Source organism: Enterococcus sp. E4-150 (genome assembly GCF_035726465.1).
In the GTDB taxonomy this organism is placed as follows: Bacteria; Bacillota; Bacilli; order Lactobacillales; family Enterococcaceae; genus Enterococcus_B; species Enterococcus_B faecium.
The window spans coordinates 113805-139223 of sequence record NZ_JAPRGK010000003.1 but is presented as its reverse complement, the minus strand read 5'-3'; the positions used below and the strand labels follow the sequence as shown (position 1 = coordinate 139223).

At 38.0% G+C, this 25419-nt stretch carries 23 protein-coding genes; 18 read left to right on the top strand and 5 right to left on the bottom strand.

Annotated features, from left to right (window positions below):
• Positions 1 to 211: 211 nt before the first annotated feature.
• The 3 genes from OZ002_RS04075 to nadE all read left to right on the top strand — a co-directional run bounded on the left by OZ002_RS04075 (position 212) and on the right by nadE (position 3521).
• Positions 212 to 574, top strand: a complete 363-nt coding sequence (locus OZ002_RS04075; RefSeq protein WP_156249251.1) for a DUF1827 family protein — start codon at positions 212 to 214, stop codon at positions 572 to 574.
• 638 nt (positions 575 to 1212) lie between these two features.
• Positions 1213 to 2685 (top strand): nicotinate phosphoribosyltransferase, encoded by a 1473-nt coding sequence (locus OZ002_RS04070; RefSeq protein WP_156249250.1) that lies wholly within the window; start codon positions 1213 to 1215, stop codon positions 2683 to 2685.
• Positions 2686 to 2696: 11 nt separating this feature from the next.
• On the top strand, positions 2697 to 3521 hold the full coding sequence (gene nadE / locus OZ002_RS04065) for an ammonia-dependent NAD(+) synthetase (protein WP_002307174.1): 825 nt from the start codon (positions 2697 to 2699) through the stop codon (positions 3519 to 3521).
• A 73-nt stretch (positions 3522 to 3594) separates the two neighbouring features.
• Here the strand turns inward: nadE and OZ002_RS04060 are convergent, their stop codons facing one another.
• Positions 3595 to 4485 carry an ArsR/SmtB family transcription factor gene (locus OZ002_RS04060; protein ID WP_002307176.1) on the bottom strand — a complete coding sequence of 297 codons (891 nt, stop codon included), beginning with the start codon at positions 4483 to 4485 and terminating at the stop codon, positions 3595 to 3597.
• A gap of 197 nt (positions 4486 to 4682) precedes the next feature.
• Here OZ002_RS04060 and arfA point away from each other — a divergent pair, with 197 nt between their 5' ends.
• The 8 genes from arfA to OZ002_RS04020 all read left to right on the top strand — a co-directional run bounded on the left by arfA (position 4683) and on the right by OZ002_RS04020 (position 13647).
• Positions 4683 to 6200 carry an arabinosylfuranosidase ArfA gene (gene arfA / locus OZ002_RS04055; protein ID WP_002332179.1) on the top strand — a complete coding sequence of 506 codons (1518 nt, stop codon included), beginning with the start codon at positions 4683 to 4685 and terminating at the stop codon, positions 6198 to 6200.
• Positions 6172 to 7461, top strand: a complete 1290-nt coding sequence (locus tag OZ002_RS04050) for an ABC transporter substrate-binding protein (RefSeq protein ID WP_002321046.1) — start codon at positions 6172 to 6174, stop codon at positions 7459 to 7461. Before arfA ends, OZ002_RS04050 begins: the two co-directional genes overlap by 29 nt.
• Positions 7462 to 7635: 174 nt before the next feature.
• Entirely contained in the window at positions 7636 to 8532 is an 897-nt protein-coding gene (locus tag OZ002_RS04045; protein WP_002287294.1) for a carbohydrate ABC transporter permease, read from the top strand.
• A gap of 13 nt (positions 8533 to 8545) precedes the next feature.
• A complete protein-coding gene (locus OZ002_RS04040) occupies positions 8546 to 9409 on the top strand; it encodes a carbohydrate ABC transporter permease (RefSeq protein ID WP_002287292.1) in 864 nt (287 codons plus the stop codon).
• Between the two features lie 5 nt (positions 9410 to 9414).
• On the top strand, positions 9415 to 9978 hold the full coding sequence (locus OZ002_RS04035) for a YesL family protein (RefSeq protein ID WP_002297690.1): 564 nt from the start codon (positions 9415 to 9417) through the stop codon (positions 9976 to 9978).
• Between the two features lie 21 nt (positions 9979 to 9999).
• Complete coding sequence (locus tag OZ002_RS04030) at positions 10000 to 11511, top strand: alpha-N-arabinofuranosidase (protein WP_197322326.1); 1512 nt, start codon at positions 10000 to 10002, stop codon at positions 11509 to 11511.
• Positions 11512 to 11522: 11 nt separating this feature from the next.
• The gene (locus tag OZ002_RS04025) at positions 11523 to 12482 is read left to right on the top strand and encodes a glycoside hydrolase family 43 protein (protein ID WP_156249249.1); all 960 of its coding nucleotides are present in this window, start codon (positions 11523 to 11525) and stop codon (positions 12480 to 12482) included.
• 85 nt (positions 12483 to 12567) lie between these two features.
• Positions 12568 to 13647 carry a GntR family transcriptional regulator gene (locus OZ002_RS04020; protein WP_002297695.1) on the top strand — a complete coding sequence of 360 codons (1080 nt, stop codon included), beginning with the start codon at positions 12568 to 12570 and terminating at the stop codon, positions 13645 to 13647.
• A 457-nt stretch (positions 13648 to 14104) separates the two neighbouring features.
• Here the strand turns inward: OZ002_RS04020 and OZ002_RS04015 are convergent, their stop codons facing one another.
• Positions 14105 to 15505: a sugar porter family MFS transporter gene (locus OZ002_RS04015; protein ID WP_049142492.1), complete on the bottom strand. Its 1401-nt coding sequence runs from the start codon at positions 15503 to 15505 to the stop codon at positions 14105 to 14107.
• A gap of 217 nt (positions 15506 to 15722) precedes the next feature.
• On the opposite strand from OZ002_RS04015, the gene OZ002_RS04010 reads away from it, so the two are divergent.
• The 4 genes from OZ002_RS04010 (at position 15723) to OZ002_RS03995 (ending at position 20946) form a co-directional block, all read left to right on the top strand.
• The gene (locus OZ002_RS04010; RefSeq protein WP_002338660.1) at positions 15723 to 17384 is read left to right on the top strand and encodes a xylulokinase; all 1662 of its coding nucleotides are present in this window, start codon (positions 15723 to 15725) and stop codon (positions 17382 to 17384) included.
• Complete coding sequence (locus OZ002_RS04005) at positions 17341 to 18039, top strand: L-ribulose-5-phosphate 4-epimerase (RefSeq protein ID WP_049142491.1); 699 nt, start codon at positions 17341 to 17343, stop codon at positions 18037 to 18039. Before OZ002_RS04010 ends, OZ002_RS04005 begins: the two co-directional genes overlap by 44 nt.
• Before the next feature lie 15 nt (positions 18040 to 18054).
• Positions 18055 to 19479, top strand: coding sequence for an L-arabinose isomerase (gene araA, locus OZ002_RS04000; protein ID WP_002287282.1), 1425 nt, complete (start codon positions 18055 to 18057; stop codon positions 19477 to 19479).
• A 306-nt stretch (positions 19480 to 19785) separates the two neighbouring features.
• Positions 19786 to 20946 carry an NAD(P)-dependent oxidoreductase gene (locus tag OZ002_RS03995; protein WP_125178981.1) on the top strand — a complete coding sequence of 387 codons (1161 nt, stop codon included), beginning with the start codon at positions 19786 to 19788 and terminating at the stop codon, positions 20944 to 20946.
• On the opposite strand, the gene OZ002_RS03990 is transcribed toward OZ002_RS03995, so the two are convergent.
• Complete coding sequence (locus OZ002_RS03990) at positions 20923 to 21063, bottom strand: hypothetical protein (protein WP_002321042.1); 141 nt, start codon at positions 21061 to 21063, stop codon at positions 20923 to 20925. The two genes, OZ002_RS03995 and OZ002_RS03990, sit on opposite strands and share 24 nt — an antisense overlap.
• On the opposite strand from OZ002_RS03990, the gene OZ002_RS03985 reads away from it, so the two are divergent.
• The gene (locus OZ002_RS03985; protein WP_325082882.1) at positions 21064 to 22923 is read left to right on the top strand and encodes an LTA synthase family protein; all 1860 of its coding nucleotides are present in this window, start codon (positions 21064 to 21066) and stop codon (positions 22921 to 22923) included.
• A 109-nt stretch (positions 22924 to 23032) separates the two neighbouring features.
• Positions 23033 to 23467 (top strand): hypothetical protein, encoded by a 435-nt coding sequence (locus OZ002_RS03980; RefSeq protein ID WP_002307190.1) that lies wholly within the window; start codon positions 23033 to 23035, stop codon positions 23465 to 23467.
• A gap of 258 nt (positions 23468 to 23725) precedes the next feature.
• Here the strand turns inward: OZ002_RS03980 and OZ002_RS03975 are convergent, their stop codons facing one another.
• Positions 23726 to 23887 (bottom strand): hypothetical protein, encoded by a 162-nt coding sequence (locus tag OZ002_RS03975; RefSeq protein WP_002287277.1) that lies wholly within the window; start codon positions 23885 to 23887, stop codon positions 23726 to 23728.
• 18 nt (positions 23888 to 23905) lie between these two features.
• Positions 23906 to 24928, bottom strand: coding sequence for a lactonase family protein (locus OZ002_RS03970; RefSeq protein ID WP_002307191.1), 1023 nt, complete (start codon positions 24926 to 24928; stop codon positions 23906 to 23908).
• A 127-nt stretch (positions 24929 to 25055) separates the two neighbouring features.
• On the opposite strand from OZ002_RS03970, the gene OZ002_RS03965 reads away from it, so the two are divergent.
• Complete coding sequence (locus OZ002_RS03965; RefSeq protein ID WP_002294113.1) at positions 25056 to 25409, top strand: PTS glucitol/sorbitol transporter subunit IIA; 354 nt, start codon at positions 25056 to 25058, stop codon at positions 25407 to 25409.
• Positions 25410 to 25419 lie beyond the last annotated feature (10 nt).

Here is a 25419-nt window from a genome sequence, read left to right as displayed (position 1 = left end):
CCTGACAAATGTAAGCATAATCCTTTACGTAACGAGAAGGTCAAGAAAAAATTGTATTTTTTTCTCATGAAATTATGTTATACTATTAAGTGATAAAAGGTAAATCCTTTTGTCTTTAAAGGTTCAATTGTAACCGATTCCTTAATGCTAGGAAAGATGGTAACATAACTTAGATTGGATCTAAATCGACTATATAGAAAAGAGGAATGAGATGAAGCTAATCGAAACACCTGTGAATAGTAATTTAAATATTAAGACATTTTATCCTAAAGTAGTGGAATTCTTTTTTGGGAATACGGCTATTAATTATTACAAATTATTTTCGTTAGATCGAACACAACTGCTATTGGTAGACACATATGATAAAAAGCAAGTCGTGATGATCAATACGAAGAAAAAAATCACAAGGCAAGAAATCGACTATGCGATTCATCACGTTTTAAAAATGACACGAGAAAATGTCAAAGTCCATGTAGGAGTGAAACAGGAGCTAGAACGTGCCGGAATACAATTCAAACGTCCAAATAAAGATATTGTAGTGATAGAACAAAAAAATACGAAGATTTCTATTTAATAACGACTAATAATCATCTTTATGGTAACCTGCTCCATATCTAACGTATACAATAAAAAACAAGGCGAGACTGATTGATGTCTCGCCATTTTTGTTTCCATTCTATTGACAGCTGCTTTCTTACTTTTGTTTTTTTAAAAAAACGTGTGATATTTTTTCCGCGAGTTTTTTCAACGCAAGGTATATCTTGTCATAATTCGCCTTTCCAAAAAAATTCAATACATAATAAGTTATATCCGTTTCTTTGGGGATAAGAAGCAAAAAAGGAAAGATGTATTATTTGCTTCAAAAACTTTTGCCATTGATTATGTTGTAGAGACATTTGGTTATATTCGTTCAATCATCGGTATCTTAACGGCTACGATTGTAGTAGGAAAAGCTACTTATTTTATCAAGTAAGAAAAATAGAAAACGCTAATTTCTTCGTGTCTCGGATACATTGAATAAAATAAGTATTCTTTCTCGTTTAGGTTAAATACCAATAAGAAAGGATAGTTTTAGCAGATGGAGTTCATTTTTAGCAAGAAATATCCGTAAAACATGTGCTTTTTCAGAAAAAATGGAAGATTTCTTTTCCTATTAATTTTTTTTGTTATAATGGGTAGGAAATGAAAACTTGCCAAGAGGAGTAATACAAGATGAATAATACTTACCCAGACGACAGTTTGACGCTGCATACGGATCTATATCAAATCAATATGATGCAGACATACTGGGAATTAGGTCGAGCTGATTTACATGCTGTTTTTGAATGTTACTTTCGAGAAATGCCTTTTAACCACGGATACGCGGTTTTTGCAGGATTGGAACGGTTAGTCAATTATTTAGAGAATCTGACGTTCAATGATTCCGATATTGCTTACTTGCGTGGATTAGAAGTCTATCCTGAAGGTTTTTTGGAGTATTTACAAAATTTTGAATTTAAAGCAACAGTTCGTTCTGCTCGTGAAGGAGAACTAGTTTTTGCAAATGAACCATTGATCCAAGTGGAAGGGCCTTTAGCGCACTGCCAATTAGTAGAAACAGCACTGTTGAATATGGTCAATTTCCAAACGTTGATCGCGACAAAAGCAGCTCGTATCAAATCTGTCATCGGAGAAGATCCACTATTGGAATTTGGAACTAGACGGGCACAAGAACTGGATGCAGCAGTCTGGGGAACTAGAGCGGCATATATCGGCGGAGCAGATGCAACAAGCAATGTACGTGCTGGGAAGATATTTGGGATACCAGCTAGCGGGACCCATGCTCATTCGTTAGTCCAATCTTATGGAAATGATTATGAAGCATTTATGGCCTACGCTAAAACCCATAAAGACTGCGTGTTCTTAGTCGACACTTATGATACGTTGAAATCAGGTGTGCCAAGTGCGATTCGCGTGGCGAAAGAATTAGGTGACAAAATCAACTTCCAAGGCGTACGCATCGACAGTGGAGATATGGCCTATATATCTAAGCGTGTTCGGGAACAATTAGATACAGCCGGATTTACGGAAGCAAAAATCTATGCTTCGAATGACTTGGATGAAGCAACGATTTTGAATTTAAAGATGCAAAAAGCTAAAATTGATGTATGGGGTGTTGGGACAAAATTGATCACAGCCTATGATCAGCCAGCCCTTGGTGCAGTATTCAAGCTAGTATCGATCGAAGATGATGAAGGAAACATGATGGATACGATCAAGTTATCAAGCAATGCAGAAAAAGTAACTACTCCAGGGAAAAAACAAGTGTGGCGCATCACTCGAAATTTTGATGGGAAATCTGAAGGAGACTACGTTACATTGTGGGATGAAGACCCTCGAGAAGAAGAAGCTATCTTCATGTTCCATCCAGTGCATACGTTTATCAATAAAACTGTTCGAGACTTTACAGCTCGCCCAGTTTTACAAGATATCTTTATCGAAGGAAAAAGAGTTTACGAATTACCTGCACTAAACGAAATCAAAGAATATACAAAAGAAAATCTAGATTCACTATGGGAAGAGTATAAACGAGACTTGAATCCGCAAAAATACCCAGTCGATCTGTCTACTGAATGCTGGAACCATAAAATGGCTATCATGGAACGAATGAAAAAAAGCGTAGCAGAACTTCATACAGAAGCATAGGAGGAGAATAAATGAGCCTGCAGACAGAAATTATCAATGAATTAGGTGTCAAACCAACAATTGATCCAAAAGAAGAAATACGTAAAAGTATTGACTTTATGAAAGCATATTTGAAAAAATATCCGTTTCTTAAAACTTTTGTACTAGGTATCAGCGGCGGCCAAGATTCTACTTTAGCAGGCCGTTTGGCGCAACTAACGATGGAAGAAATGCGTGAAGAAACAAAAGATGAAAACTATCAATTTATCGCTGTTCGTCTTCCTTATGGTGAACAAGCAGATGAAGAAGATGCAAAAGCTGCTCTTGACTTTATCCAGCCCGATGTTAGTCTGCGAGTAAATATCAAACCAGCTGTTGATGCACAAGTACAAGTATTAAGCGAAGCAGGTGTGGAAATCAGCGATTTTAACAAAGGAAATATCAAAGCACGTCAACGTATGATTACGCAATATGCCGTAGCTGGAGAAAGAGCAGGAGCCGTATTAGGGACAGATCATGCTGCAGAAAACATTACTGGATTCTTCACGAAATTTGGTGATGGTGGAGCCGACATTTTGCCATTATTCCGTTTGGACAAACGACAAGGGAAACAATTGCTTCAAGCATTGAATGCACCGGAAAAATTATACACAAAAATTCCGACTGCAGATCTTGAAGACGGGAAACCAATGATTGCAGATGAAGTCGCACTAGGTGTCACATATAATGAAATTGATGATTATCTAGAAGGAAAAGAAGTTCCCGCTCAAGCACAAGAAAAAATCGAAGCATGGTGGAACAAGACACAACATAAACGACATTTGCCAATTTCCGTTTTGGATGATTTCTGGAAATAACAATAAAGCAAAAAACAGCCGTCCCTTCATAGGGATTGGCTGTTTTTGTTTTATAAAATAGAAAAGAAAAATATCAGCTGTAGTAAACTTTTAATTTGATATCCTGATCGTAATTACCGAATCCTTTACCAAATAAAGTACAGCCCCCCACATGTTTGGCATCGTCTTTCACTTCGATTCGCAAATGCCAAGTGTCTTGCTCTTTAGGGATGTCGTTGATCGTGATGTTTGACAAGGGTTCTCCATTCATATTCGTCAAGTGTTTGGTAATTCGGATCGTCTTCAGCAAGCCGTATTGATTAAGATTATCTGGATACCAATCAGGCGTATATTTACCGCGGATATCAGCAAAATCTCCAGGGCTCGTCCATGTTCCTAGCTCCACACCATTTAGGCTGAAAGTGATATCTGAAGGCCAATTGTCATTTGAAAAAGGAAATTCAGAAGAAATTTCCACAGAAACTTCCAACATCTCCAATGTATCCTCTGTATTTAAAAAATTAGGTGCCTGATACTCGACAAATCCGCTGGTAAACCAGAGAATGCGGGCATCCATCCTTCGAGGATCCATAAAATAGCGTGGTTCATCCACTTTCCCGATAAAATCATGGATCGTAGCTAAACCGCATGTTGGTTCAATTGCATAATTTGTATAGTGACCAATAGGTATCGATGTTTCTTTCGTATCAAAAGCATTGAATATTTTTTCTGGAAAACTGATATCGATTTTATCGACACGAAGGCTCGAAATTTTTTGTTGTCCTACTTTTTCTGTTTTGATGATGTTTGCTTCCTCTAGCTTTTTCACGTGCATCGTTGTGATAGCACTGCTTACCCCAAGTTCTTTTGCCAAATCTTTGACATTCATCTTCTTTTTGGAAAGTAGCTGGATGATCCTGATCCTTGTTTTACTAGCTAATGCTTCATATACCGGTAAGGATTCTTCGTTTATTTGTAGTTGCATATATATCACCTCTTAAAAGGTTTTTCTTATATATTAACATATTTGTTAATAAAAGTTATATTAAATTATTTGTTTTAATCATTATTAATATTTTGGTTAATTAAAATCGATAAAAAATAAGTAAGTTTAACATTTATATTATTGACAGCGCTTTCGACAAGGTGTATTATTCATGTATAAATTAAAGGAGGTCAGTTATGGAAGCCACAATGTTGATTAGTAGTGTCAAGCGTGTAGGCAAAGTTGATCCGCGGTTGTACAGTTCATTTATTGAACATATGGGACGAGCAGTATATGAAGGGATTTATCAGCCAGATCATCCATCAGCTAATAAAAGGGGATTTCGCCAAGACGTCATTCACTTGGTAAAAGAATTGAACATTCCCATGATTAGATATCCTGGTGGAAATTTTGTGTCAGGATTTCGTTGGGAAGACAGTATTGGGCCCATAGCAAATAGACCTAGAAGGTTGGATTTAGCTTGGCGGACAATTGAAACGAATGAAGTTGGGATTCATGAATTTTATAACTGGTGTCAGCATGTGGGGGCCGAAATCAATATGGCTGTCAATCTGGGTACTCGTGGAGTAGATGCAGCTCGTAATTTAGTCGAATATTGTAATTTTCCTAAAGGAACTTATTGGAGTGATTTAAGGCGTTCGAATGGTCAAGAGAGCCCTTTTGGAATTAAGACATGGTGTTTAGGGAATGAAATGGACGGTCCTTGGCAGATTGGACATAAAACAGCGGAAGAATATGGACGGTTAGCAGAGGAAACGGCTAAGGCGATGAAACTCGTAGATGATTCAATTGAGGTGGTTTTATGCGGAAGTTCGAATCGGCAAATGCCTACATTTGGTGATTGGGAGTTAACAGTTCTTGATCAAGCGTACGATCAAATAGATTATTTGTCTCTTCATCAATATTATGGCAACCAAAAAAATGATCTTTCTCATTATCTTGCACGTTCCTTAGACATGGATCGGTTCATTTCTGAAGTGACAGCGATGTGCGATACAGTCAAGGCGAAGAAACATAGTAAGAAGCAGATCAACCTCTCCTTTGATGAATGGAATATTTGGTATCATTCAGCGGAACAAGATGAGCAAGCAGCGCCTTGGCAGATTGCTCCTCCTTTACTAGAAGATAACTATAATTTTGAAGATGCATTACTATTAGGCTGTCTATTAATCACTTTATTGAAACATGCAGATAGAGTAAAGATTGCTTGTCTTGCTCAATTGGTAAACGTTATTGCACCAATCAGGACAGAAACAAACGGAGAAGCTTGGAGACAGACGATCTATTATCCATTTATGCAAGCTGCTGTGTATGGACAAGGAGAGGTGTTAAGCCCACAAATTCGTTCAGCAAACTATGCGACGGAAGATTTTGAAGAAGTGCCGTATTTAGAAAGTATAGCCGTAATAAATGACAAAGAACTTGTCATATTTGCAGTTAACCGTGGAGAAGAAGAAATGAATCTAACTGTTCACTTGTCTGAATTATCAGTAGAGGGAGTGATTGATTTTTCTGAAATGAGTGGATTTGATACAAAAGCAACTAATCTTCCTAAAAGTGAACAAGTAAAACCAAGTCATTCAACAAATGTAAAAGCTGAAGATGGGAAAATCAATTGTTTATTGAAACCGCTATCTTGGAATGTGGTCAGATGTCGTTTATCAGATGAAGGAGGAACAAAAAATGAAAGGTAAAAAATGGTTAATTGGCTCTTTGTTGGTAGCTGCAACAGGTATTTTAGGAGCTTGCGGTGGCGGAAGTTCAGCAGAATCTGATTCTGATAAAGAAGTGACTTTGACTTTTTGGAATGGGTTTACTGCATCTGATGGTGAAATATTGCAAGAAATCGTTAATGAATTTAATAAAACAAATGATAAAAACATCAAAATTGAAATGGATATCATGACTTGGGCCAATTTGAATGAAAAACTTCCTACAGCGATTTCTTCTAAAAAAGCACCTGACTTTATTGCATTAAATTATCCAGATTTTGCACAGTATGTAGAAAACGGAGCGGTACAACCATTAGACGATTTCTGGGAATATGATGGAGTAGATAAATCTGATTTTAAAGAAACGGCTATTGAATTAGGTGAAGTAGAAGGTAAACAGTATTTTGTCCCCATGCAGGTACAAGGAATGTATATGTATTGGAATAATGATTTGTTTAAACAAGCTGGATTAGATACTGAACAACCACCTACTACTTGGGAAGAATTGACAGAAATGGCACCAAAATTAACCGATAGTAGTAAAAATGTATCAGGTTTTGTCTTCAATAAGGATGGAACTGCACCGTTATATAACTGGATGTTAGCAAATGGCGGTAAATTAGTGAACGATGATTATACTAAGTCTGAATTTGCGTCTCCTGAGAACCTTAAAACGTTAAAAGCGATCCAAAAAATGATCCATGTAGACAAGACTGGTCCAGAATCGATTTCTGGCGCCGAAATGGACAATTTAATGAATGCTGGTCAACTAGCCATTGAAATCAATGGGCCATGGTTAAATAACGGATTGAAAGCAAACGAGATTGACTATAATGTGACTACCTTACCACAAGGGAGTGATTCAGACAAAAAAACAGCTATTTTAGATGGCGTAGGATATGCCATTCCGGCAAGTACAGATAATAATAAAAAAGAAGCTGTCTATGAGTTTTTGAAATATTGGAATACAACTGAAATTGGTAAAAAATGGAGTATCGAAAATGGTTTTCCTGCCTACTTGGATTCAGTAGCAAAAGATGAAGAAGTAAAAAATGATCCTATTGTATCTGAATTATCGAAACAAATGGACTATGCAGAGCCATATTTACCAGGTTTTACCCAAATCTCTGCGATCAATAACGATATCATCAATCCACTGATTGAAAAATTATTAGCAGGAGAAGATCCTGAGACACTCATGAACGATGCAGATGATGCCATCAATCAATTACTGCAAAAATAGTACAGAACTTTATACAGGATAGACTGTTGGCAAGATACAGATATCTGAATGATCGACCTAGTATTTGCAGATAGGTGTTATTGCAAAAATCACAGCGATTGTTCGGATATCTTATTCAGATTCGTTTAAACCAAGATTGTATATTTTATCAAAATGAAAGAAGAGGTGGACTATATGAACGGATTCACCAAATATTGGAATCGTCCTGATCGTGCTGCGTATTTGTTTTTAACTCCATCTTTTTTAGTTTTATTATTATTTACTGTCATACCGCTTTTAGGAACATTTGCTATTAGTTTTACAGATTTGAATATTTTCTTTACATCAAGAAATTTTGTAAGTTTTGAAAATTTCACACGTATATTTAGTGATGAACGAGCAGTTAATTCGTTGATTCATTCTTTATATTTCACCGTACTCGAAACGCCAACACAAATTATCGTTGGTTTATTAGCAGCAGTAGCATTATCTAAAAATACCAGATTCAATCGTTTTTGTCGTTCGACATTTTACATTCCAGTTATTTGTTCATTGACGTCAATTGCGATTATTTTTTCTATGTTGCTTGATCCGAATGTAGGGGCGATTCCTTACTTGTTTTCACAAGTCGGCTTGCCGATCCCTCAATTTTTTCGCGATCCAACCCTTGCTATGCCGACGGTAGCCATCATGACTGTTTGGAAGAATTTTGGTGTTACTATGACGATTCTCTTGACTGCTATTCAGGGAATCTCTCCCTCTTTGTATGAATCTGCTCAAATGGATGGTGCAACAAATCGACAGCAGTTTTTTAACATTACGCTACCTCAGATCGTTCCCTCCTTAGGTTTTTGTATTTTAACGAATCTGATTGGTTCGATGCAAGTGTTTGACCAAGTATATGTTGCAACCGCTGGTGGCCCACAATTTAAGACAGAAACAGCTGTTCAATATATTTACAGTCGAGGATTTACAGCACCTTATGAATTGGGCTATGCATCAGCACTGTCTTCGGTTTTGTTTATCATTGTTGCAACTATAGCTATCTCCACTAATGTGTACATGTCACGGAAAGAAAAACAAATGAAATAGGAGGGAAACCTGTATGGCACCAGAAAGCTCGATTACAGTTACTGTGAATAGTCGAAAAGCAGTTAGTGGTAAAAAAATCATTCGAACGATTAGTATGCTAGTTATATTGTTGGTTATTGCGTTTCCTTTTTTGTGGCTGATTATTTCTTCTTTTAAACACGAAAAAGACATTATCTCATTTCCGCCTAGAATATTTGCAGATAGCTATACCCTAGATAACTATATTAAGGTTTGGACAACGATCCCTTTATTAGATTACATCAAAAATACAGTGATTTTTGCTGGAGGGACAGTGATCACTTCTGTATTCTTTGATTCTCTTGCGGGGTATGCATTTGCTCGTATGCGTTTCAAAGGAAAATCAGTTTTGTTCTATTTCGTTTTGCTGACAATGATGATCCCATTCCAAGTCTTCATGATTCCTCTATTTATTGAAGTCAATTTGCTTGGCATGCTTGATACTTATGCAGGTTTGATCATTCCTCGTATGACAACTGCATTTGGTATCTTCATGATGCGTTCCTTTTTTATTACTTTACCAGATTCTTTGGAAGAGGCAGCACGCATTGATGGATTAAGTGAGTTTAATATTTTTTTGAAAATCATGTTGCCATTGAGCAAACCTACTCTTTTATCATTAGGGATTTTCACGCTGATGAATAGTTGGAATGACTTGCTTTATCCATTGATATTGACAAGTAGTTCAAAAATGAGAACTTTACCAGCAGGGTTAGCTTTATTTACGGGGCAGAACATTTCTTTTTATGGACCTGTAATGGCTGGAACGGTTATTTCAATGCTGCCATTACTAGTGGTTTATATTTTTGCACAGAAATATTTTGTTCAAGGAACAGCTATGTCTGGAATGAAAGAGTGAGGAAGATGAAAATAGTTGAGACTAAATTTTATGGACAGTTGATTGTGGTTTCTGATTACATCTTATTAGGTATTCTCTGGGTAATCGTGTGTTTGCCTGTTATTACTATCGTGCCTGCTACATGTGCTGTTTTTTATGTAATGGCGCAATGGAAAGGTGAGGGATCAGGAAATATCATTTATTTTTTCTTTCAAGGAATAAAGCAACATTTTGGTAAGAACTTGTTCCTTAGTCTGTTAACGATCATTATTTATTTTCTTGTTAATCAATTATTAGAAGAACAGACAATCGTACTTTCAATTAGTGGATATGTAGTTTCACTTATTTATTCCATGTTTCTTTTATCCTGGATATATGTGATTTCTGAAAACAAAGATATCACATTTTTACAAATTTTTGAACAAAGTGCATGGAAAGTATTTTTTGATTTTTTGAGAAATATTCTTTGTTGCGTATTGTTATTAGGATTTGTACTGCTCATATTTCTTTTCCCTCCTTTTATTTTTATCTTTGCTGGTGGCGTATGGAAACTTGTATCTATTATCTTGACTATAGGAAATGAAAGGTAGGGAAAGCTGTTGGACGAAGAAGTGAAAGTAAAAATCAGAGAGGATTTTACGGTAGGAGAGATCAGTTCTCGGCTGTTTGGCTCATTTGTTGAGCATATGGGAAGTGTCGTCTATACAGGGATTTATGAACCGGGCCATGAAACAGCTGATGGTGACGGGTTTAGACAAGATGTCCTCTCTTATGTAAAGGAATTAGAATTAGGTGTCATTCGCTATCCTGGAGGAAACTTTACATCTGGTTATGATTGGGTGGATACTGTAGGTAGGAAAGAACAACGACCAAAAAAAATTGATTTAGCATGGCGAGGTATAGAACCAAATTCTTTTGGACTCCACGAATTTTTTAAATGGATCAGTCATGTACAAGCGAAACCGATATTCACGGTGAATTTAGGAACAAAAGGAATCGATGAAGCAAAAAATTTAGTAGAATATTGTAATTTTCCAAAAGGAACCTTCTGGAGTGATTTAAGAATAAAAAATGGGCAAAAAAAGCCTTTTGGCGTTAAATTATGGTGTTTAGGGAATGAGCTAGACGGGCCATGGCAAGTGGGGGCTAAGAGTGCTTATGAATATGGTAGGTTAGCAAATGAAGCCTCAAAAGTCATGAAGTTAGTGGATGATTCAATTGAAACAATCTTAGTTGGAAGCTCTACGCCACGTTTACCATCGTACCCTGAATGGGATCGTATCGCATTAGAAGAAGCTTATGAGAATGTAGATTATTTAGCTTTGCATAACTATATTGATAAGTATGATGAAGAAGACTTGACTAAACCTCCTAAAAATGAGCGTGATGATACAGCGACATACCTTGCAAAAGCTTATCGATTCGATCGTCAAATTGAAGAAATCGTTGCTACTTGTGATTATGTAAAAGGATATTTGAGAAGTGAGAAAACAATGTATCTAGCGTTTGATGAATGGAATGTACATGCCCAACCGGAAAAAAGACATAGGGATTTTGAAGTCGGTAGTCCCATCGATTGGTGTTACTTTACTATGGAAGATACATTATTATTTGGTTCATTAGGGCTAGCTATTTTACGACACGCAGATCGCGTAAAGATTAGTTGTCAATCATTGTTAGTAAACACAATACCTTTAATACTGACAGATGCTAAAGGACAAGCATGGAGGAATCCAACTTATTATGTGATGCAACACTTATCGAAATATGCTAAAGGTCAAGTATTGGAACAACGAATCATTTGCCCTGTTTATGATTGTGAAAAGATAAAAAACGTTCCTTATGTGGACAGTGTGATCGTAGATAACGGCAATCAGCTGACTATTTTCTTGATCAATCGCACAAATGAACAACAAAAGATAACGATTGAACATGATTTTAATTTGCTAGATCAAGGAGAGCACTACACATTAACCAGTAGCGATCTGTTGGACAAAAATACACGTGAAGAACCAGAAAAAATAAAACCTGAAATAAATTATTTTTCAATAGAAAAACATGACGAATTAAATGTAGGGATAGAAAAATACTCTTGGAATGTAATTAGAATAAAGAAAATGTGAGGAAATTTGTTATGATGAAGACACTTTATAATAATCCTATCGTTCGGCAACGGGCAGATCCTTGGGTATATAAACATACAGATGGTTATTATTATTTTACAGGATCGGTTCCAGGCTACCAAGTGATTGAATTAAGAAGGGCAAAGTCACTGAATGAATTAGAACATGCTGAAAGCCTGATTGTATGGCAGGCTCATGAAGAAGGACCGATGAGTGAATTGATCTGGGCACCTGAAGTCCATTATATCAATGGAAAATGGTATATTTACTTTGCTGCAAGCAGTCATAAAACTATACGTGATGAATCTCATCATCACCGCATGTTCGTACTTGAAAATCAGCATATAGATCCAATGAATACAGATTGGATAGAAAAGGGACAAATAAAAACGAAAAGGGAAACTTTCAGTTTAGACGGAACAACTTTCTCTTCTCAAGGAAAGCTATATTATGTGTGGGCCCAACAAGATCCTGAAATTACTGGGAATTCTAATCTTTATCTATCCGAAATGGATAATCCTTGGACGTTAAAGGGGAAGCAGATCCTCCTTTCTATACCTGAGTATGAATGGGAAAAACAGGGTTTTTCAGTAAATGAAGGTCCAGCAGTCCTTACTCGCAATGGGAAAATATTCATTACGTATTCTGGTAGTGCAACAGATGAAAACTATGCCATGGGCCTGCTGTGGGCTGATGAGCACAAGAATCTTTTATTAAAAGAATCATGGCATAAATTATCGGAGCCAGTATTCGTTTCTTCTGAAAAAAATAAGCAATTTGGTCCTGGTCACAACTCGTTTACGGTTTCAGAAGATGGGTGCTTTGATATTTTGATCTATCATGCTCGACCAGAGAAGAACCAAAAAGGGGATCCGTTAGACAATCCTAATCGGCACGCGAACGCGCAATGCTTTACGTGGAATGAGCAAGGATTTCCAGAATTTGGTGAACCTGTTCCGTATGCCTTATGAGCACAAGAAACCTTGATTTTTGCTTGAATAAACCTTGCAGACTCGTTATGATATATGTACGTACAAATAAAAAGGGGCAAGGCAAATGGCAAAATATCAAGATATTGCAGAAGAGATAAAACAAAAGATCCTTCGTGAGGAATACGAAGTAAATACAACCATTCCCTCAGAATTCAAGCTGCAAGAAATATATGACGTCAGCAGACATACGATTCGGCAAGCAATCGCTGTGTTGGTAAATGAGGGCTATCTGCGTAAAGAAAAAGGATCGGGCACATATGTAGATGACAGCTATAAGATAGAAAAAACACCATTGAACAGAACAAAAACGATCGGTGTCATCACCACATATCTCTCTGATTATATTTTTCCGTCGATTATCCGAGGAATCGAAAATGAATTACGAGAGTCTGGGTATTCATTGCTTTTAGCCAGTACGAATAACGATCACGAATTGGAAAAAGAGTGTTTGAAGAAAATGATTGCTTATGGGGTAGATGGTTTGATCGTTGAGCCTACGAAAAGTAATCAGTATAACCCAAACTTAGCACTTTATGTTGCTTTGAGAGAACAAGGCATTCCGATGGTGATGATCAATGCTGCTTATGAAGAGTTAAATGCCTCTTATATTTGTTTAGATGATGTGAAAGTCGGTTTTATGGCAGCAGAATATTTGATAAAAAAAGGACATCAGCGTCTGTTGTTCATCACAAAAATCGACGATCTTCAAGGAAAATACAGGATGAAAGGTTTTATCAGCGCGTGTGAACAGTATAATGTGCGTTTTTTGACGGAAGATATCATTACTTTCACCACGGAAACACGAGAAACAATCGCTGAAAAAACAGTACAACGGTTGAAAGAAGAACAAGCTTTAGATGGCATCATTTGCTATAACGACCAAATAGCTAGTTTATTGCTAGATAAGCTGACAGAAAATGGCTATCAAATTCCAGATGATCTATCCATCGTAGGAACAGACGATTCTTCTTTAAGCCATTTAGGAAATAAAAAATTGACAACATTGACACATCCAAAAGAAAAGTTGGGACAAGATGCCGCACGGTGGATCGTCACAACGATTGAAAAAGGACAGGCACAGCCGAATATTCTTTATGAACCTGTACTAGTTGAACGGGAAACAGTGAAAGAAAACGAAAAATAAGAGACGGGTTTTTACCGCCTCTTATTGCTCCTACGGTTACTCGTCGCAATGTTTGTGAGAGCTTTTGTCATCGCTCAAGGCTGAACGTTTCTTTCACAACCTCTCCACTAAACGGTGTTCTCCTACCAACTGGTCACAAGTCACAATATTCATCAAACATGAGAAGCTGTTTTTTGAAATTGTTCCTTGTGACTGGAGCTGAACGGCAGGCTCACAACCTCTTCCTTAAACGGTGTTCAAAAGCTTGCATCTGCGGTAATAAGCCTAACCAAACGAAAAATAGGAGGTTTGGATGTTCTTATTACTTGATGCAGGACAGCTTTTTCACAACCTCTGATTCACGGTGTTCCAGAAGTAGCTTCTTCGAAAATAAGCTGAAATTCCACAAAAATTTAAGAAGCAATTTTCGTAAATTCCTTCTTATTTCTTGAAGCTGACCACTTCTGTCACAACCTCTTTAAGAATGATGGATAGAAATACGTTTAGGATAAGTTTTTTTAGATGCACTTTGTTCGATTTCCTCTAAAGATTTCCCACGAGTTTCTGGTACGATCTCTTGAATAAATAAAACCCCTAAAAAGCAGATGATCCCAAAAATACCGAAAACGATTTCTTGAGACATAGAAGCAGTCATCACAGGAAAAAGCAAGCCGACTAGGAAAGAACCAATCCAATTAAAAGAAGAGGCCAGGCCAGATGCTCGCCCGCGGACAGCTAGTGGGAATATTTCGCCTACGATTACCCATGTCAGTGGAGCCCATGTGCAAGAATAAAATGCGACATAAATACATAAAAACAAGAGAATCAACAACGAATTTGTATGAGCATCCAGTACAGTTCCTAAAACAGCTGGTAGGATGAAAGAAAGTCCCATCACGCTACCGCCTATTTTCAATAAAGTTCGCCGATTGAACTTGTCTGCAATAACCAAAAAGAGCAAAGAACCAGCAACTAAAATGATTCCTTGGATGATCGGCCACATCAATGCATCGCTCGCTGCATGCCCAGTCGCTTTTTCTACGATCAGCGGAATATAGTAAAAAATAGCATTAGCTCCTTGAAATTGCTGGAATACTGCTATACCAATACCGGCAATGACTAAGGAACGATATTTTTCTAAAAACAAAGTATGCCAAGAAGTTCCGGTTGTCTGTTCTTGTTTGACATTCAGCTGGATTTGTTCGAATTCCTGTTCAGCTTCTTTTGGTGTCCGAATATAGTTCAATACTCTTTTTGCCTCTTCCAAGCGGCCAGATTGCATAAGAAAACGCGGTGACTCTGGTAGAGCTAAAACACCGAAAAATAAAATCAGCGCGGGGACAGCAGCAAGTCCTAACATCACGCGCCAAGCCATCGTTTCAGGCAACCCTTTTAGCAAATAATCTGCAACATAGGAAAGGAGCATGCCAGAAGCAATCATCACTTGATTGATCCCTGATAATCTTCCCCTTAGTCTAGCAGGAGCCATTTCAGACATATAAGCAGGAACTAGGGCAGATGCAGCGCCAACAGCTAAACCTAGAAGAATCCTTGCTGCAATCAGAAAATAAGAACCATTGTGAGGGGCAGATGCAGAAAGGACAGAACCAGCCATAAAAATAAGTGCAGAAAGAAGAATCATTTTTCGTCGTCCAAGCTTATCAGAAAGAAGACCAGATAAAGAGCCGCCAAGGATCGCACCTAACATGACCGAAGACGTGATCCATCCTATCAAAGAAGCTTTACCTGTCAAATCCCAATCATGCTGTAAAAAAGGTAAGGCGCCGGTCATAACACCAATATCATATCCAAATAGAATGCCGCCAAATGCGCCAAAAAAATAAATAAACGATGAGGAAACTTTTTTTTCTTTTTTCATAAGTATTCTCTCCTTCTAGAATTTCGAGAAGGCGGTTGATCAGATTTTGTAAGCAATTTCATTTTATAACTTATGTACGTACAAAACAAGTGTTTTTTATTGTATTCTTGTAAATAACCGCTTGACATGTACGTACAAAAGTATACAATAATCATTGTAAGCGCTATTAAAAAGACGGTTTGATCAGGTTTGACGAGAAGGAGGGAGTTAAATCATTATGAAGGAAGTAAATGCGCAAAGTATGTTAGATGTCATAGATGGTCGTACATCTTTAGGGATTGAGTTTGGATCAACTAGGATCAAAGCTGTATTGATTGATTCATCTTTTACTCCTATTGCCGCTGGTAGTTATGAGTGGGAAAACAAACTAGAAAATGGTATCTGGACCTATTCATTAGAAGATATTTGGAAAGGACTGCGCGTCAGTTACCGAAAAATGGCAGCAGAAGTATTCGAAATCTATGGCGAGAATCTTACGACAATCGGGTCGATTGGGTTCAGTGCAATGATGCACGGTTATCTAGCATTTGATAGCAAGGAACAGTTACTAGTACCATTTCGTACTTGGCGAAATACAATCACTGAAGAAGCAGAACGAATATTAACGGAAAAATTTCAATACAATATTCCGCAGAGATGGAGTATCGCTCATTTGTATCAATCTATTTTGAATAAAGAAGAACATGTGAAAGAAATTAATTTTTTGACAACGCTTGCAGGCTATGTTCATTGGCAGCTTACTGGTGAGAAAGTACTAGGCGTAGGAGATGCATCAGGCATGTTTCCTATCGATCCTTCAACGAAAACCTACCATCAAGAAATGAAAAATATTTTTGGTCAGTTAGTCGAAAAAGCGCACGTAGCGATTGACTTGGATCACATTTTGCCTAAAGTTCTAGTAGCAGGAGAAGAAGCTGGCAAGTTAAGCGAATCAGGGGCTTATCTGATCGACCCTACGGGAAATTTGAGACCAGGAATCCCGGTTTGTCCGCCAGAAGGGGATGCAGGAACCGGTATGGTCGCTACGAACAGTGTAGCCAAACGGACAGGGAACATTTCGGCTGGTACTTCCGCCTTCGCTATGATCGTATTAGAAAAAGAACTAGAAAATGTCCATCCGGAAATCGACATGGTCACTACACCTTCAGGAGAACTAGTAGGCATGGTTCATACGAATAACTGCTCTTCGGATATCAATGCTTGGGTCAGTATTTTTGAAGAATTTACCAATTCTTTGGGTATGGAGATAAGCAGAGATAAATTATTCACGGTATTATTCAACAAAGCGCTAGAAGGCGATACGGATTGCGGGGGATTACTTTCTTATGGTTATTTTTCTGGAGAAAACATTACAGGAGTAAATGAAGGAAGGCCATTATTTGTACGTACACCAGGTAGCCGTTTTGATTTAGCGAATTTCATGCGGATCCATTTAGCCAGTGCTTTTGGTGCAATGAGAATCGGAATGGATATATTGAAATCTGAGAATGTCCAAATTGATCGTTTAGTGGGGCATGGGGGGATTTTTAAAACACCAGAAGTTGGACAGCGGATTCTAGCATCTGCTATGGAGGCACCAGTTACAGTGATGGACACAGCCGGAGAAGGTGGAGCGTGGGGAATCGCGTTATTAGCAGCCTATATGATGGATCGACATGGGAAGTCTTTAGAAAACTTCTTGGCAGAAGACGTGTTTGGACAAGACCAAGGAATCACTATCACACCTTCAGCAGAAGAAATAGCAGGCTATCAGATATTTATGAGACGTTACCGTGAGGGGATCGACATTGAAAAAACAGCGATTCATCAATTGCAAGAAAAAGGAGTGATAGAAAATGCTGGAACAACTGAAAGAAGAAGTGTATCAAGCAAATCTTGACTTGCCTAAACATGGACTCGTCAAATATACATGGGGAAATGTGAGCGCTTTTGATCCTGAAACACGATATTTCGTTATCAAACCTAGTGGAGTCAGTTATGAAGAGATGACAGCAGACGACATGGTCGTTGTGGACTTGGACAATCATATCATTGAAGGTAAACTCAATCCCTCTTCGGATACGCCTACTCATGCTGTTTTATATCGTTCATTTCCTCAACTCGGAGGAATCGTCCATACTCACTCGACATGGGCGACGATCTGGGCACAAGCAGGATTGGATGTTCCTGCGATGGGGACGACGCATGCAGATACTTTTTATGGATCGGTACCTTGTGCTCGATTTTTGACACAACAGGAAATCGACAGCGGGTACGAATATGAAACAGGAAAAGTTATCATAGAAACATTCAAAGAACGCAAAATTGATCCCTTAGCAATTCCAGGGGTACTTTTACACGGACACGGTCCATTTACTTGGGGGAAAGATGCGCAAAATGCGGTAATGAACGCAGTCGTACTAGATGAAGTATGCAAGATGAATTTATTTACCAGACAGCTCAATTCATTTTCAGAAGAGCTACCTCAACGGATTTTAGATAAACATTATTTACGAAAACACGGAAAAAATGCGTATTACGGACAAAACAAATAAAAGGAGTGGCTAGTTATGTTGAATATTGGAGAAAAAGAATTTTGGTTTGTTGTAGGATCACAGCATTTATATGGGGAAGAAGCACTGCGAGAAGTAAAGAAACATGCACAAGAAATGGTCGATGAACTGAATGAAAATGGCCAATTGCCTTATCCAATCCGCCTTCAAGAATTAGCAGTTACTGCTGATACGATCACAAAAATCATGAAAGAGGTCAATTATCGAGAAGAAGTAGCAGGTGTGATCACTTGGATGCATACTTTCTCACCAGCAAAAATGTGGATCCGCGGGACAAAGCTTCTACAAAAACCATTGCTTCATTTAGCTACGCAATATAACGAAAGCATTCCTTGGAAAACGATCGATATGGATTTCATGAATTTAAATCAATCCGCTCATGGTGACCGCGAATATGGGTTCATCAATGCTCGATTAAATAAACAAAATAAAATAGTCGTTGGCTACTGGAAACGACCTGAGATCCAAAAAGAGATTGCTGATTGGATGGACGTTGCAGTAGCCTATAATGAAAGTTTTGGAATAAAAGTGGCTCGTTTTGGTGACAACATGAGAAACGTGGGTGTTACAGAAGGAGACAAAGTGGAAGCACAGATTCAATTTGGCTGGACTGTTGATTATTTTGGTATCGGAGATCTTGTACAAGTAATCGATCGCGTATCAGACGAAGAAGTCGATCAATTATTTGAAGAGTACAAGGAATTGTATACCTTCGACTATGGTGATTATGAAGAAAAGACATGGGAGGAACATGTAAAAGTACAAGCTCAGCAGGAAATCGGTATTCGCCGTTTCTTAGAAGAAGGAGGCTATAACGCTTTTACGACTAATTTTGAAGACCTTTATGGAATGAAACAACTACCTGGACTAGCTGTACAACGTTTGATGGCAGAAGGATACGGTTTTGCCGGGGAAGGCGACTGGAAAACTGCAGCGATTGATCGGTTGCTAAAAATCATGGCTCGAGGGAAAGATACAGGATTCATGGAAGATTATACTTACGAGCTAGCTAGTGGCCAAGAAGCAATCTTGGAATCCCATATGATGGAAGTAGATCCGACGCTTGCTGCGACGAAACCAAGAATCGTTGTTTCTCCTTTATCAATGGGAGATAGAGAAGATCCGGCGCGTCTTGTATTTGATGGGAAAGCAGGAGAAGGGGTAGTCGTATCGATGGCAGATTTCGGTACGCATTATAAACTGCTGATCAATGAAGTAGAAGCCTTTGAACCAACGACTGAAGCACCTAATTTACCTGTTGCACGTGTGTTATGGAAAACTAAACCGAATTTCCATGAAGGTGTCCATTCATGGATTCAGGCAGGTGGCGGTCATCATACCGTTGTCTCGCTAAATCTAACAACAGATCAAATTGAAACGTGGGCAAAATTAGTTGAGTTGGAAACAGTGGTTATTAGATAAAAAGAGGTTGTGAAAAAGCCGCTTAGTTTTAAGAAATAAGAAGAGATTGACGAAATTTGCTTTTCAACTTTTTTGAAATTTAGTCTTATTATCAATGTCAGCTAACGGAACACCATTTATCAAGATATCTCACCCTCAATATTTTGCTCTCGAAAATAAGGCTTATGGCAGTAACTTGTCATAGCCTTATTTTTATCACTAAGCCTACTCTGCTCTAACTGCTCTTTTTGCTTCTAGGAAGTCAAATGGTAAACAGTTGTCTAATTGCAGAAATTTCGAGATACTTGTTAGTAAGGAGGGGGTTTTATGTATCACGTTCATTTGATTGATGCTATTCCAGAACAAGAGATAGAAAAGTTACAAGGGGAATATTTCAAAATAATAGATGATTTGCCAGCCGAAGGAATAGTTATTCGTAGTACGAAAGTGAAAGATGAATGGCTTACACCAGATTTGCTAGCAATTTCAAGAGCTGGTGTTGGGGTGAACACGATCAACGTTGAAAAAGCTTCTGAAAACGGGACGATCGTCATGAATACACCAGGTGTAAATGCTAATGCAGTAAAAGAGCTTGTTTTGTGCTGTTTGCTCTTATCTTCCCGTCCGATAATCGAAGCAAGTCGTATGGTACAAACACTAACAGGTCCTAATATTTTAGAACAGGCAGAAAACAAAAGAAGTGCTTATGTGGGACGAGAATTGCAAGGTAAAACCATCGGTCTTCTTGGTCTTGGAGCGATAGGCACAAAAGTAGCGCTAAGTTGCTATAGCTTAGGGATGGATGTCTTGGGTTATTCTATCCGCGATGCCCAGTTGGATTATGTTCGGCAAGCAGATTTAGAAACAGTTCTTTCTACCTCGGATTACATCGTAGTCATGCTGCCGTTGACAGAAGATACAAAAGGATTGATCGATCAGGCGAATATAGAAAAAATGAAAAAAGATGCTGTACTTATCAATGTAGGAAGAAGTGAAATTGTTGATAAATATGCTGTTATGCAAGCATTGGAAAAACAACATCTGGCTAAATACGTGACTGATTTTCCAGAAGAAGAGTTCTTAGAAAATGACCGTATACTTATGTTGCCTCATCTAGGGGGATCGACTCAGGAAGCTTTGGCAGACAGCGGACGTTTGGCAGTTGAAGCCTTAAAAGATTATCTTTTGTTCGGTACGGTTAGAGAAGCGGTCAATTATCCATCCGTACGAATGTTTTTCCAAGCGCCGTTTCGATTCACTATATTTTATCAAAAGAAAACCAATATATTAGCAGAGATATTTTCTCTGCTGAATGAGAACGAGCTAGCGATCGCAGATATATCGCGTAACCATAAGAATGAGCATGTCTACATATTGATTGACATAGACAGTACTGATTTTGAACAGCTCAATCAAGTGAAACAACAGCTAGAAAAAATTTCTGGAGTACGAAAGGTCCGCTTATTAAAGAAACCAGAAAGGCCATAAAGAAAGAGAATATTTGGATTTCATTAATTCTTCTTTCCGTTCTTTACTTTCGAATTTCGTACAACTAAAATAAGAGAAGCAACATTCTTTTATTGATAGAAATGAAGGAGCAAGCATTTGAAAAGATATATAAGCAGACTTTCGGCCAAACAGAAAAAGATTTTAAAAGGAACAGCAGCAATCATCAGTATCTTTTTTCTTGTTGTTTTTAGTAATTTGTTTTTGCAGTGGTGTCAAAATGATCTATCCGTAGACCTTGCGTTGAAATTTGCTTTTTCTTGGCATACGGAAAAATTCTTCTTAGCCTGTCTCGTCTTGCTGATCATTCTTATTTTTCTGATTGCACTAGCAGGATCTGTCCCTTTAGGTTCCCTTACGTATGTCGTAGCCATCGGTGTATTAGGTTTTGCAAATTATATGAAAATGAGTTATCGGCAAGAACCGATTTATCCAGACGATTTGAAGATGATCACTGAAATCGGATTGCTGAAAGATATGACCGGCACTATGCTGTTTACAGTGATCTTAGCTGCCGCAGGAACCGTGCTAGGATTGTTTTGCTGGTACATGTTTCGAAGCCTGAAAAAAGGAAGGCGATTCCAATTGATCCGATTAACGACACTGCTTGTGGCAATTGGACTGCTAGGGTATATCAGTAATTTCAACAATCCCGATAATTTGTTGCGAAAAGCATATAATAAAACGGCACTATGGATACCTTACAGCCAGAAAATGAACTACTATAACACTGGTTTTATCGGTGGGTTTTTGTACAATCTGAAGGTAGAACCAATGGATGAACCTGAAGGATATTCGAAAGAAAAGATCAAAGAAATCACTGAAAAATACCAGAAGCGAGCCGATGAAAAAAATAAAGTTGCAGAGGAAGAGTCGCCGAACATCGTGTTCGTGATGAGTGAAAGTTTCTCAGATCCTAGTCGATTAAACGGCGTAGAAGTATCTGGTGAGCCATTGGCAGATTATTATGAAGTAGCTGATCAAACATATAGTGGCAATATGCTTTCTCAAAACTATGGCGGTGGAACAGCAAATATCGAATTTGAAGCATTGACTGGTTTTTCTATGGCGTTATTTAATGCGCAACTCACCACCCCTTACACGATGCTTGTACCAAAAATGGATCAGCTTCCTTCTATCGTTTCAGCGTTAAACGCACAATCATACCAGACGACAGCGATCCATCCATACAATACTTCGATGTATAAAAGAGAGGATGTTTATCAGACATTAGGATTTGACCAGTTCATCAGCGAGCGTACGATGACCTATACGGATACGATAGAGAATAATCCATATATTTCTGATGAGTCAGCTTACAAAGAAGTAATGACACTTCTCAAGGAAGAAAAAACACCTCAGTTCATTCATTTAGTCACGATGCAGACACATATGCCTTACAATGGAAAGTATGATAGACTGGGCTATTCTGCAGAAATTTCAGATGGAAGTGGGACACTTGACTTAGAGAATTATCTGCAAGATATTTCCTATAGCAGCACGGCACTGAAGCAGTTCACGGAAGAATTGAAGAATCTTTCTAGAAGGACTTTAGTTGTTTTTTGGGGGGATCATCTGCCAGGGATTTATTCAGATACCATCCAAGCCAAAAATGATAAACAAACATTGCATGAAACACAATTCTTGATGTTTGACAGCAAAGGGAAATTAGAAAAGCAAACGACTCACGATGCAATCACCAGTCCTTTTTATTTTGCAGCGAATCTAATGGAACAGACGAATCAGACAACAAATGGCTTTTATCAGCTGCTTTTATCATTAGAACAGGAACTTCCGGCGTTTGAACGAGAACTGTACTATCAAAACGAACAGTGGTATAAAGAAGCGCAATTCAATCGCTTGCAACAAGAGATTTACGACGAATATCAATTGATCCAATATGACATTGTCGCAGGGAAACAATATAGTTTAGCAGATGGTTTCTTTGAGCACGAATAAGAATGGCGAGCTGTATAGAAACCATTAAATTTTTTCAAGTACTTGTCATTTGAGGATAAAAACAAGTAGAATAAATAATAACAACAATGGAGAAAGTAGGAAAACGAACATGTTACCGAATATTGGCTATTATGTGCAGTCCATCGATCAAATCGTCAAGGAAACAGAAGCAATCGGAGAAGGAATGCATCCGAAATATGAAGTGATCAGAAACGCAATCGATGAAGGAAAAACAAGTGACCTGGACAAATCGACTCTTGAAGAGATCATCCTGTTATTTGAAGAAGGAACAAAAAAATATCGGGCAATGCTCAAGAAAGTCAGTACATTGCGCCCGCCAGCAAAAGCAATGGGCATTCATAAAAATTTTGAAAAAGCTTATCTTTCATATGTAGCAGGCTGTGAAGAAATGATCCAAAGTATTGATCTTGAGTCAGGGGTAGATAAAGATTTATTCAATACATCTGAAGCAAAACAAGACCAAGCGACAGACCAATTGACAGCTGCCATCCAAAAAATGACTAATTTGTTGTTGAAAAAATAAAAGAAATCTTTGATAACAATAAAAACTAGAGTTATCTAATATAAATGTAATATTACCTTTATGATAGAGTGATCAAAATCCTTTATGATAATGACATACCTATAACCAACAACAACCTTGTACTTACTCAAAATCGAGTAAATACTCCTTTTCCGTCGAGTCTAACCATCTCGGCGGTTTTTTATTTGTAGAAAAGAACATCAGGATAGACGGAAAAGTCTTGTCCTGATGTTCTTTTCAGATAGTATGGAAAGCTGATTAGTTTTCTACATTCTGTACATATTGTTCAAAGTAGTTCTGTAAATCGGCTTTGAGTTTCTGATATTCCTCTTCGCTATACTCTTTATCTTCGATTTTCCCATCAAAGAAAGGAATATTTAGTTCTTCCCGTAGTCTGTCTAATACGTCTTGCTGATTCATTTCATTCTCCTTTTGTTACTAACGATCAAAATAAACACAGACACATTCTGGTGCATAGACATCTTTTTTCAGTAATTCCAGTAATCCTGTTTCAGGATGACGGCGATATAATGTCAGATTATCGGTATTCTGATTGGCACACACGACAAAATTATTGCTTGGATCTAGTGCGAAATCGCGGGGAAAATCCCCTTCTGTTGAGATGATTTGCTTGTTTTGAATGTGGGAACCATCTTCAAAAACTGCGAATACAGCAATCGAGTTATGTCCTCGGTTAGAAGCATAAAGGAACTTGCCATCATTTGAAATGCGGATAGCTGCCCCTCCATTTTCACCGTCGAATTCTTCTGGCAAGGTCGATATTTTCTGTAATTCTTCAAAAGCACCTGTTTCTTTATTATAAGAAAGCACGCGGACTGTGCTGTCTAATTCACCAAATAAATAAGCGAATTGTCCATTTGGATGAAAGACAAGATGGCGAGGGCCTGTTCCTGGCTCTGCAGTGAAGGTAGTTACAAGATTCAATTTGCCGTTTTCGGACACATCATAAGTATACACACGATCTGTACCAAGATCACATACGACTAATCGTTGGTCAGGAGTCAGATCCGTATAGTGGACATGCGCATGATCTTGGTTTTTATGAGGACCTGTCGCTTCTTGATGGAATATTGAATCTGCTGCTTTCAGTTCGCCATCTCCTAATATATGGTAGACATTTACTTCACCTTTATGATAGTTCGCCCCGTATAGTAATTGACGTGCTTCATCAACCGCTACATAACACAAAGGAGCGCCAGACTCTGTTACCGCATTCAAAAAATGAAAATCCTTATCGTACGCACCGGCACCACCTAATCCATCCACACTAGTAACTGTGTAAAGATTGCCAGCTTTACTTTTTGCTACATAGGTAGGGCTATTTTCTTCAACAGCTAATGAAAGGTTGGCTAATTCTTCTTTTTCTGTATCAAGGTCGATCGTATAGATTCCTTTACTTTCGCGACGCGTATAGGTTCCTAAAATTATCTTTTCGATCATATGAGCTGATTCCTCCTAATTGTAATGAAATAGTTTTCGTTTTTATTCTATCACATAATTATTCCACACGGCTAAAGAATGAGAATGTGTTATACTGTTTTTGAAAGCAATTAAAGGAGAGAGTGCAATGATTCAGGCAAAGATTACAGAAATTGGGACAGAAGCAATAAACAAGGAAGAACCCATGCTGATTTTGTTCGATAAAACAGCAACAGCTGCCTTACGAAAATATTCGGTGATTCAAGAAGTATCAAAAGACGAACCTTTTTCTTTGAAAGCAGGCGGAACAATTGCTTTTGATGATCAGGTATATACGATCGATTATGTCGGTCCGATGGCCAATGGGAATTTAGAGACAGTAGCTCACGTATCATTGATTTTTGATGCTTGTCCAGAAGAAGGACAAATTGCAAATGGAATCTATCTTCATCCGCATAGACTGCCTGCTATTGGTTTGGGAAGCCAAATTTTTTATAACTAACAGGAGGAAT

Bases quoted from the DNA above. Each gene is read 5' to 3' on its own strand.
- OZ002_RS04035 (WP_002297690.1), top strand. From the start codon at position 9,415: ATGAAAATAGTTGAGACTAAATTTTATGGACAGTTGATTGTGGTTTCT.
- OZ002_RS04075 (WP_156249251.1), top strand. From the start codon at position 212: ATGAAGCTAATCGAAACACCTGTGAATAGTAATTTAAATATTAAGACA.
- OZ002_RS03975 (WP_002287277.1), bottom strand. From the start codon at position 23,887: ATGAATCAGCAAGACGTATTAGACAGACTACGGGAAGAACTAAATATT.
- OZ002_RS04045 (WP_002287294.1), top strand. From the start codon at position 7,636: ATGAACGGATTCACCAAATATTGGAATCGTCCTGATCGTGCTGCGTAT.
- OZ002_RS04015 (WP_049142492.1), bottom strand. From the start codon at position 15,505: ATGAAAAAAGAAAAAAAAGTTTCCTCATCGTTTATTTATTTTTTTGGC.
- nadE (WP_002307174.1), top strand. From the start codon at position 2,697: ATGAGCCTGCAGACAGAAATTATCAATGAATTAGGTGTCAAACCAACA.
- OZ002_RS04020 (WP_002297695.1), top strand. From the start codon at position 12,568: ATGGCAAAATATCAAGATATTGCAGAAGAGATAAAACAAAAGATCCTT.
- OZ002_RS04025 (WP_156249249.1), top strand. From the start codon at position 11,523: ATGATGAAGACACTTTATAATAATCCTATCGTTCGGCAACGGGCAGAT.
- arfA (WP_002332179.1), top strand. From the start codon at position 4,683: ATGGAAGCCACAATGTTGATTAGTAGTGTCAAGCGTGTAGGCAAAGTT.
- OZ002_RS04040 (WP_002287292.1), top strand. From the start codon at position 8,546: ATGGCACCAGAAAGCTCGATTACAGTTACTGTGAATAGTCGAAAAGCA.
- OZ002_RS03990 (WP_002321042.1), bottom strand. From the start codon at position 21,063: ATGCTTGCTCCTTCATTTCTATCAATAAAAGAATGTTGCTTCTCTTAT.
- OZ002_RS03995 (WP_125178981.1), top strand. From the start codon at position 19,786: ATGTATCACGTTCATTTGATTGATGCTATTCCAGAACAAGAGATAGAA.
- OZ002_RS04010 (WP_002338660.1), top strand. From the start codon at position 15,723: ATGAAGGAAGTAAATGCGCAAAGTATGTTAGATGTCATAGATGGTCGT.
- OZ002_RS03970 (WP_002307191.1), bottom strand. From the start codon at position 24,928: ATGATCGAAAAGATAATTTTAGGAACCTATACGCGTCGCGAAAGTAAA.
- OZ002_RS04005 (WP_049142491.1), top strand. From the start codon at position 17,341: ATGCTGGAACAACTGAAAGAAGAAGTGTATCAAGCAAATCTTGACTTG.
- OZ002_RS04060 (WP_002307176.1), bottom strand. From the start codon at position 4,485: ATGCAACTACAAATAAACGAAGAATCCTTACCGGTATATGAAGCATTA.
- OZ002_RS03980 (WP_002307190.1), top strand. From the start codon at position 23,033: ATGTTACCGAATATTGGCTATTATGTGCAGTCCATCGATCAAATCGTC.
- OZ002_RS03965 (WP_002294113.1), top strand. From the start codon at position 25,056: ATGATTCAGGCAAAGATTACAGAAATTGGGACAGAAGCAATAAACAAG.
- OZ002_RS04050 (WP_002321046.1), top strand. From the start codon at position 6,172: ATGAAGGAGGAACAAAAAATGAAAGGTAAAAAATGGTTAATTGGCTCT.
- OZ002_RS04070 (WP_156249250.1), top strand. From the start codon at position 1,213: ATGAATAATACTTACCCAGACGACAGTTTGACGCTGCATACGGATCTA.
- araA (WP_002287282.1), top strand. From the start codon at position 18,055: ATGTTGAATATTGGAGAAAAAGAATTTTGGTTTGTTGTAGGATCACAG.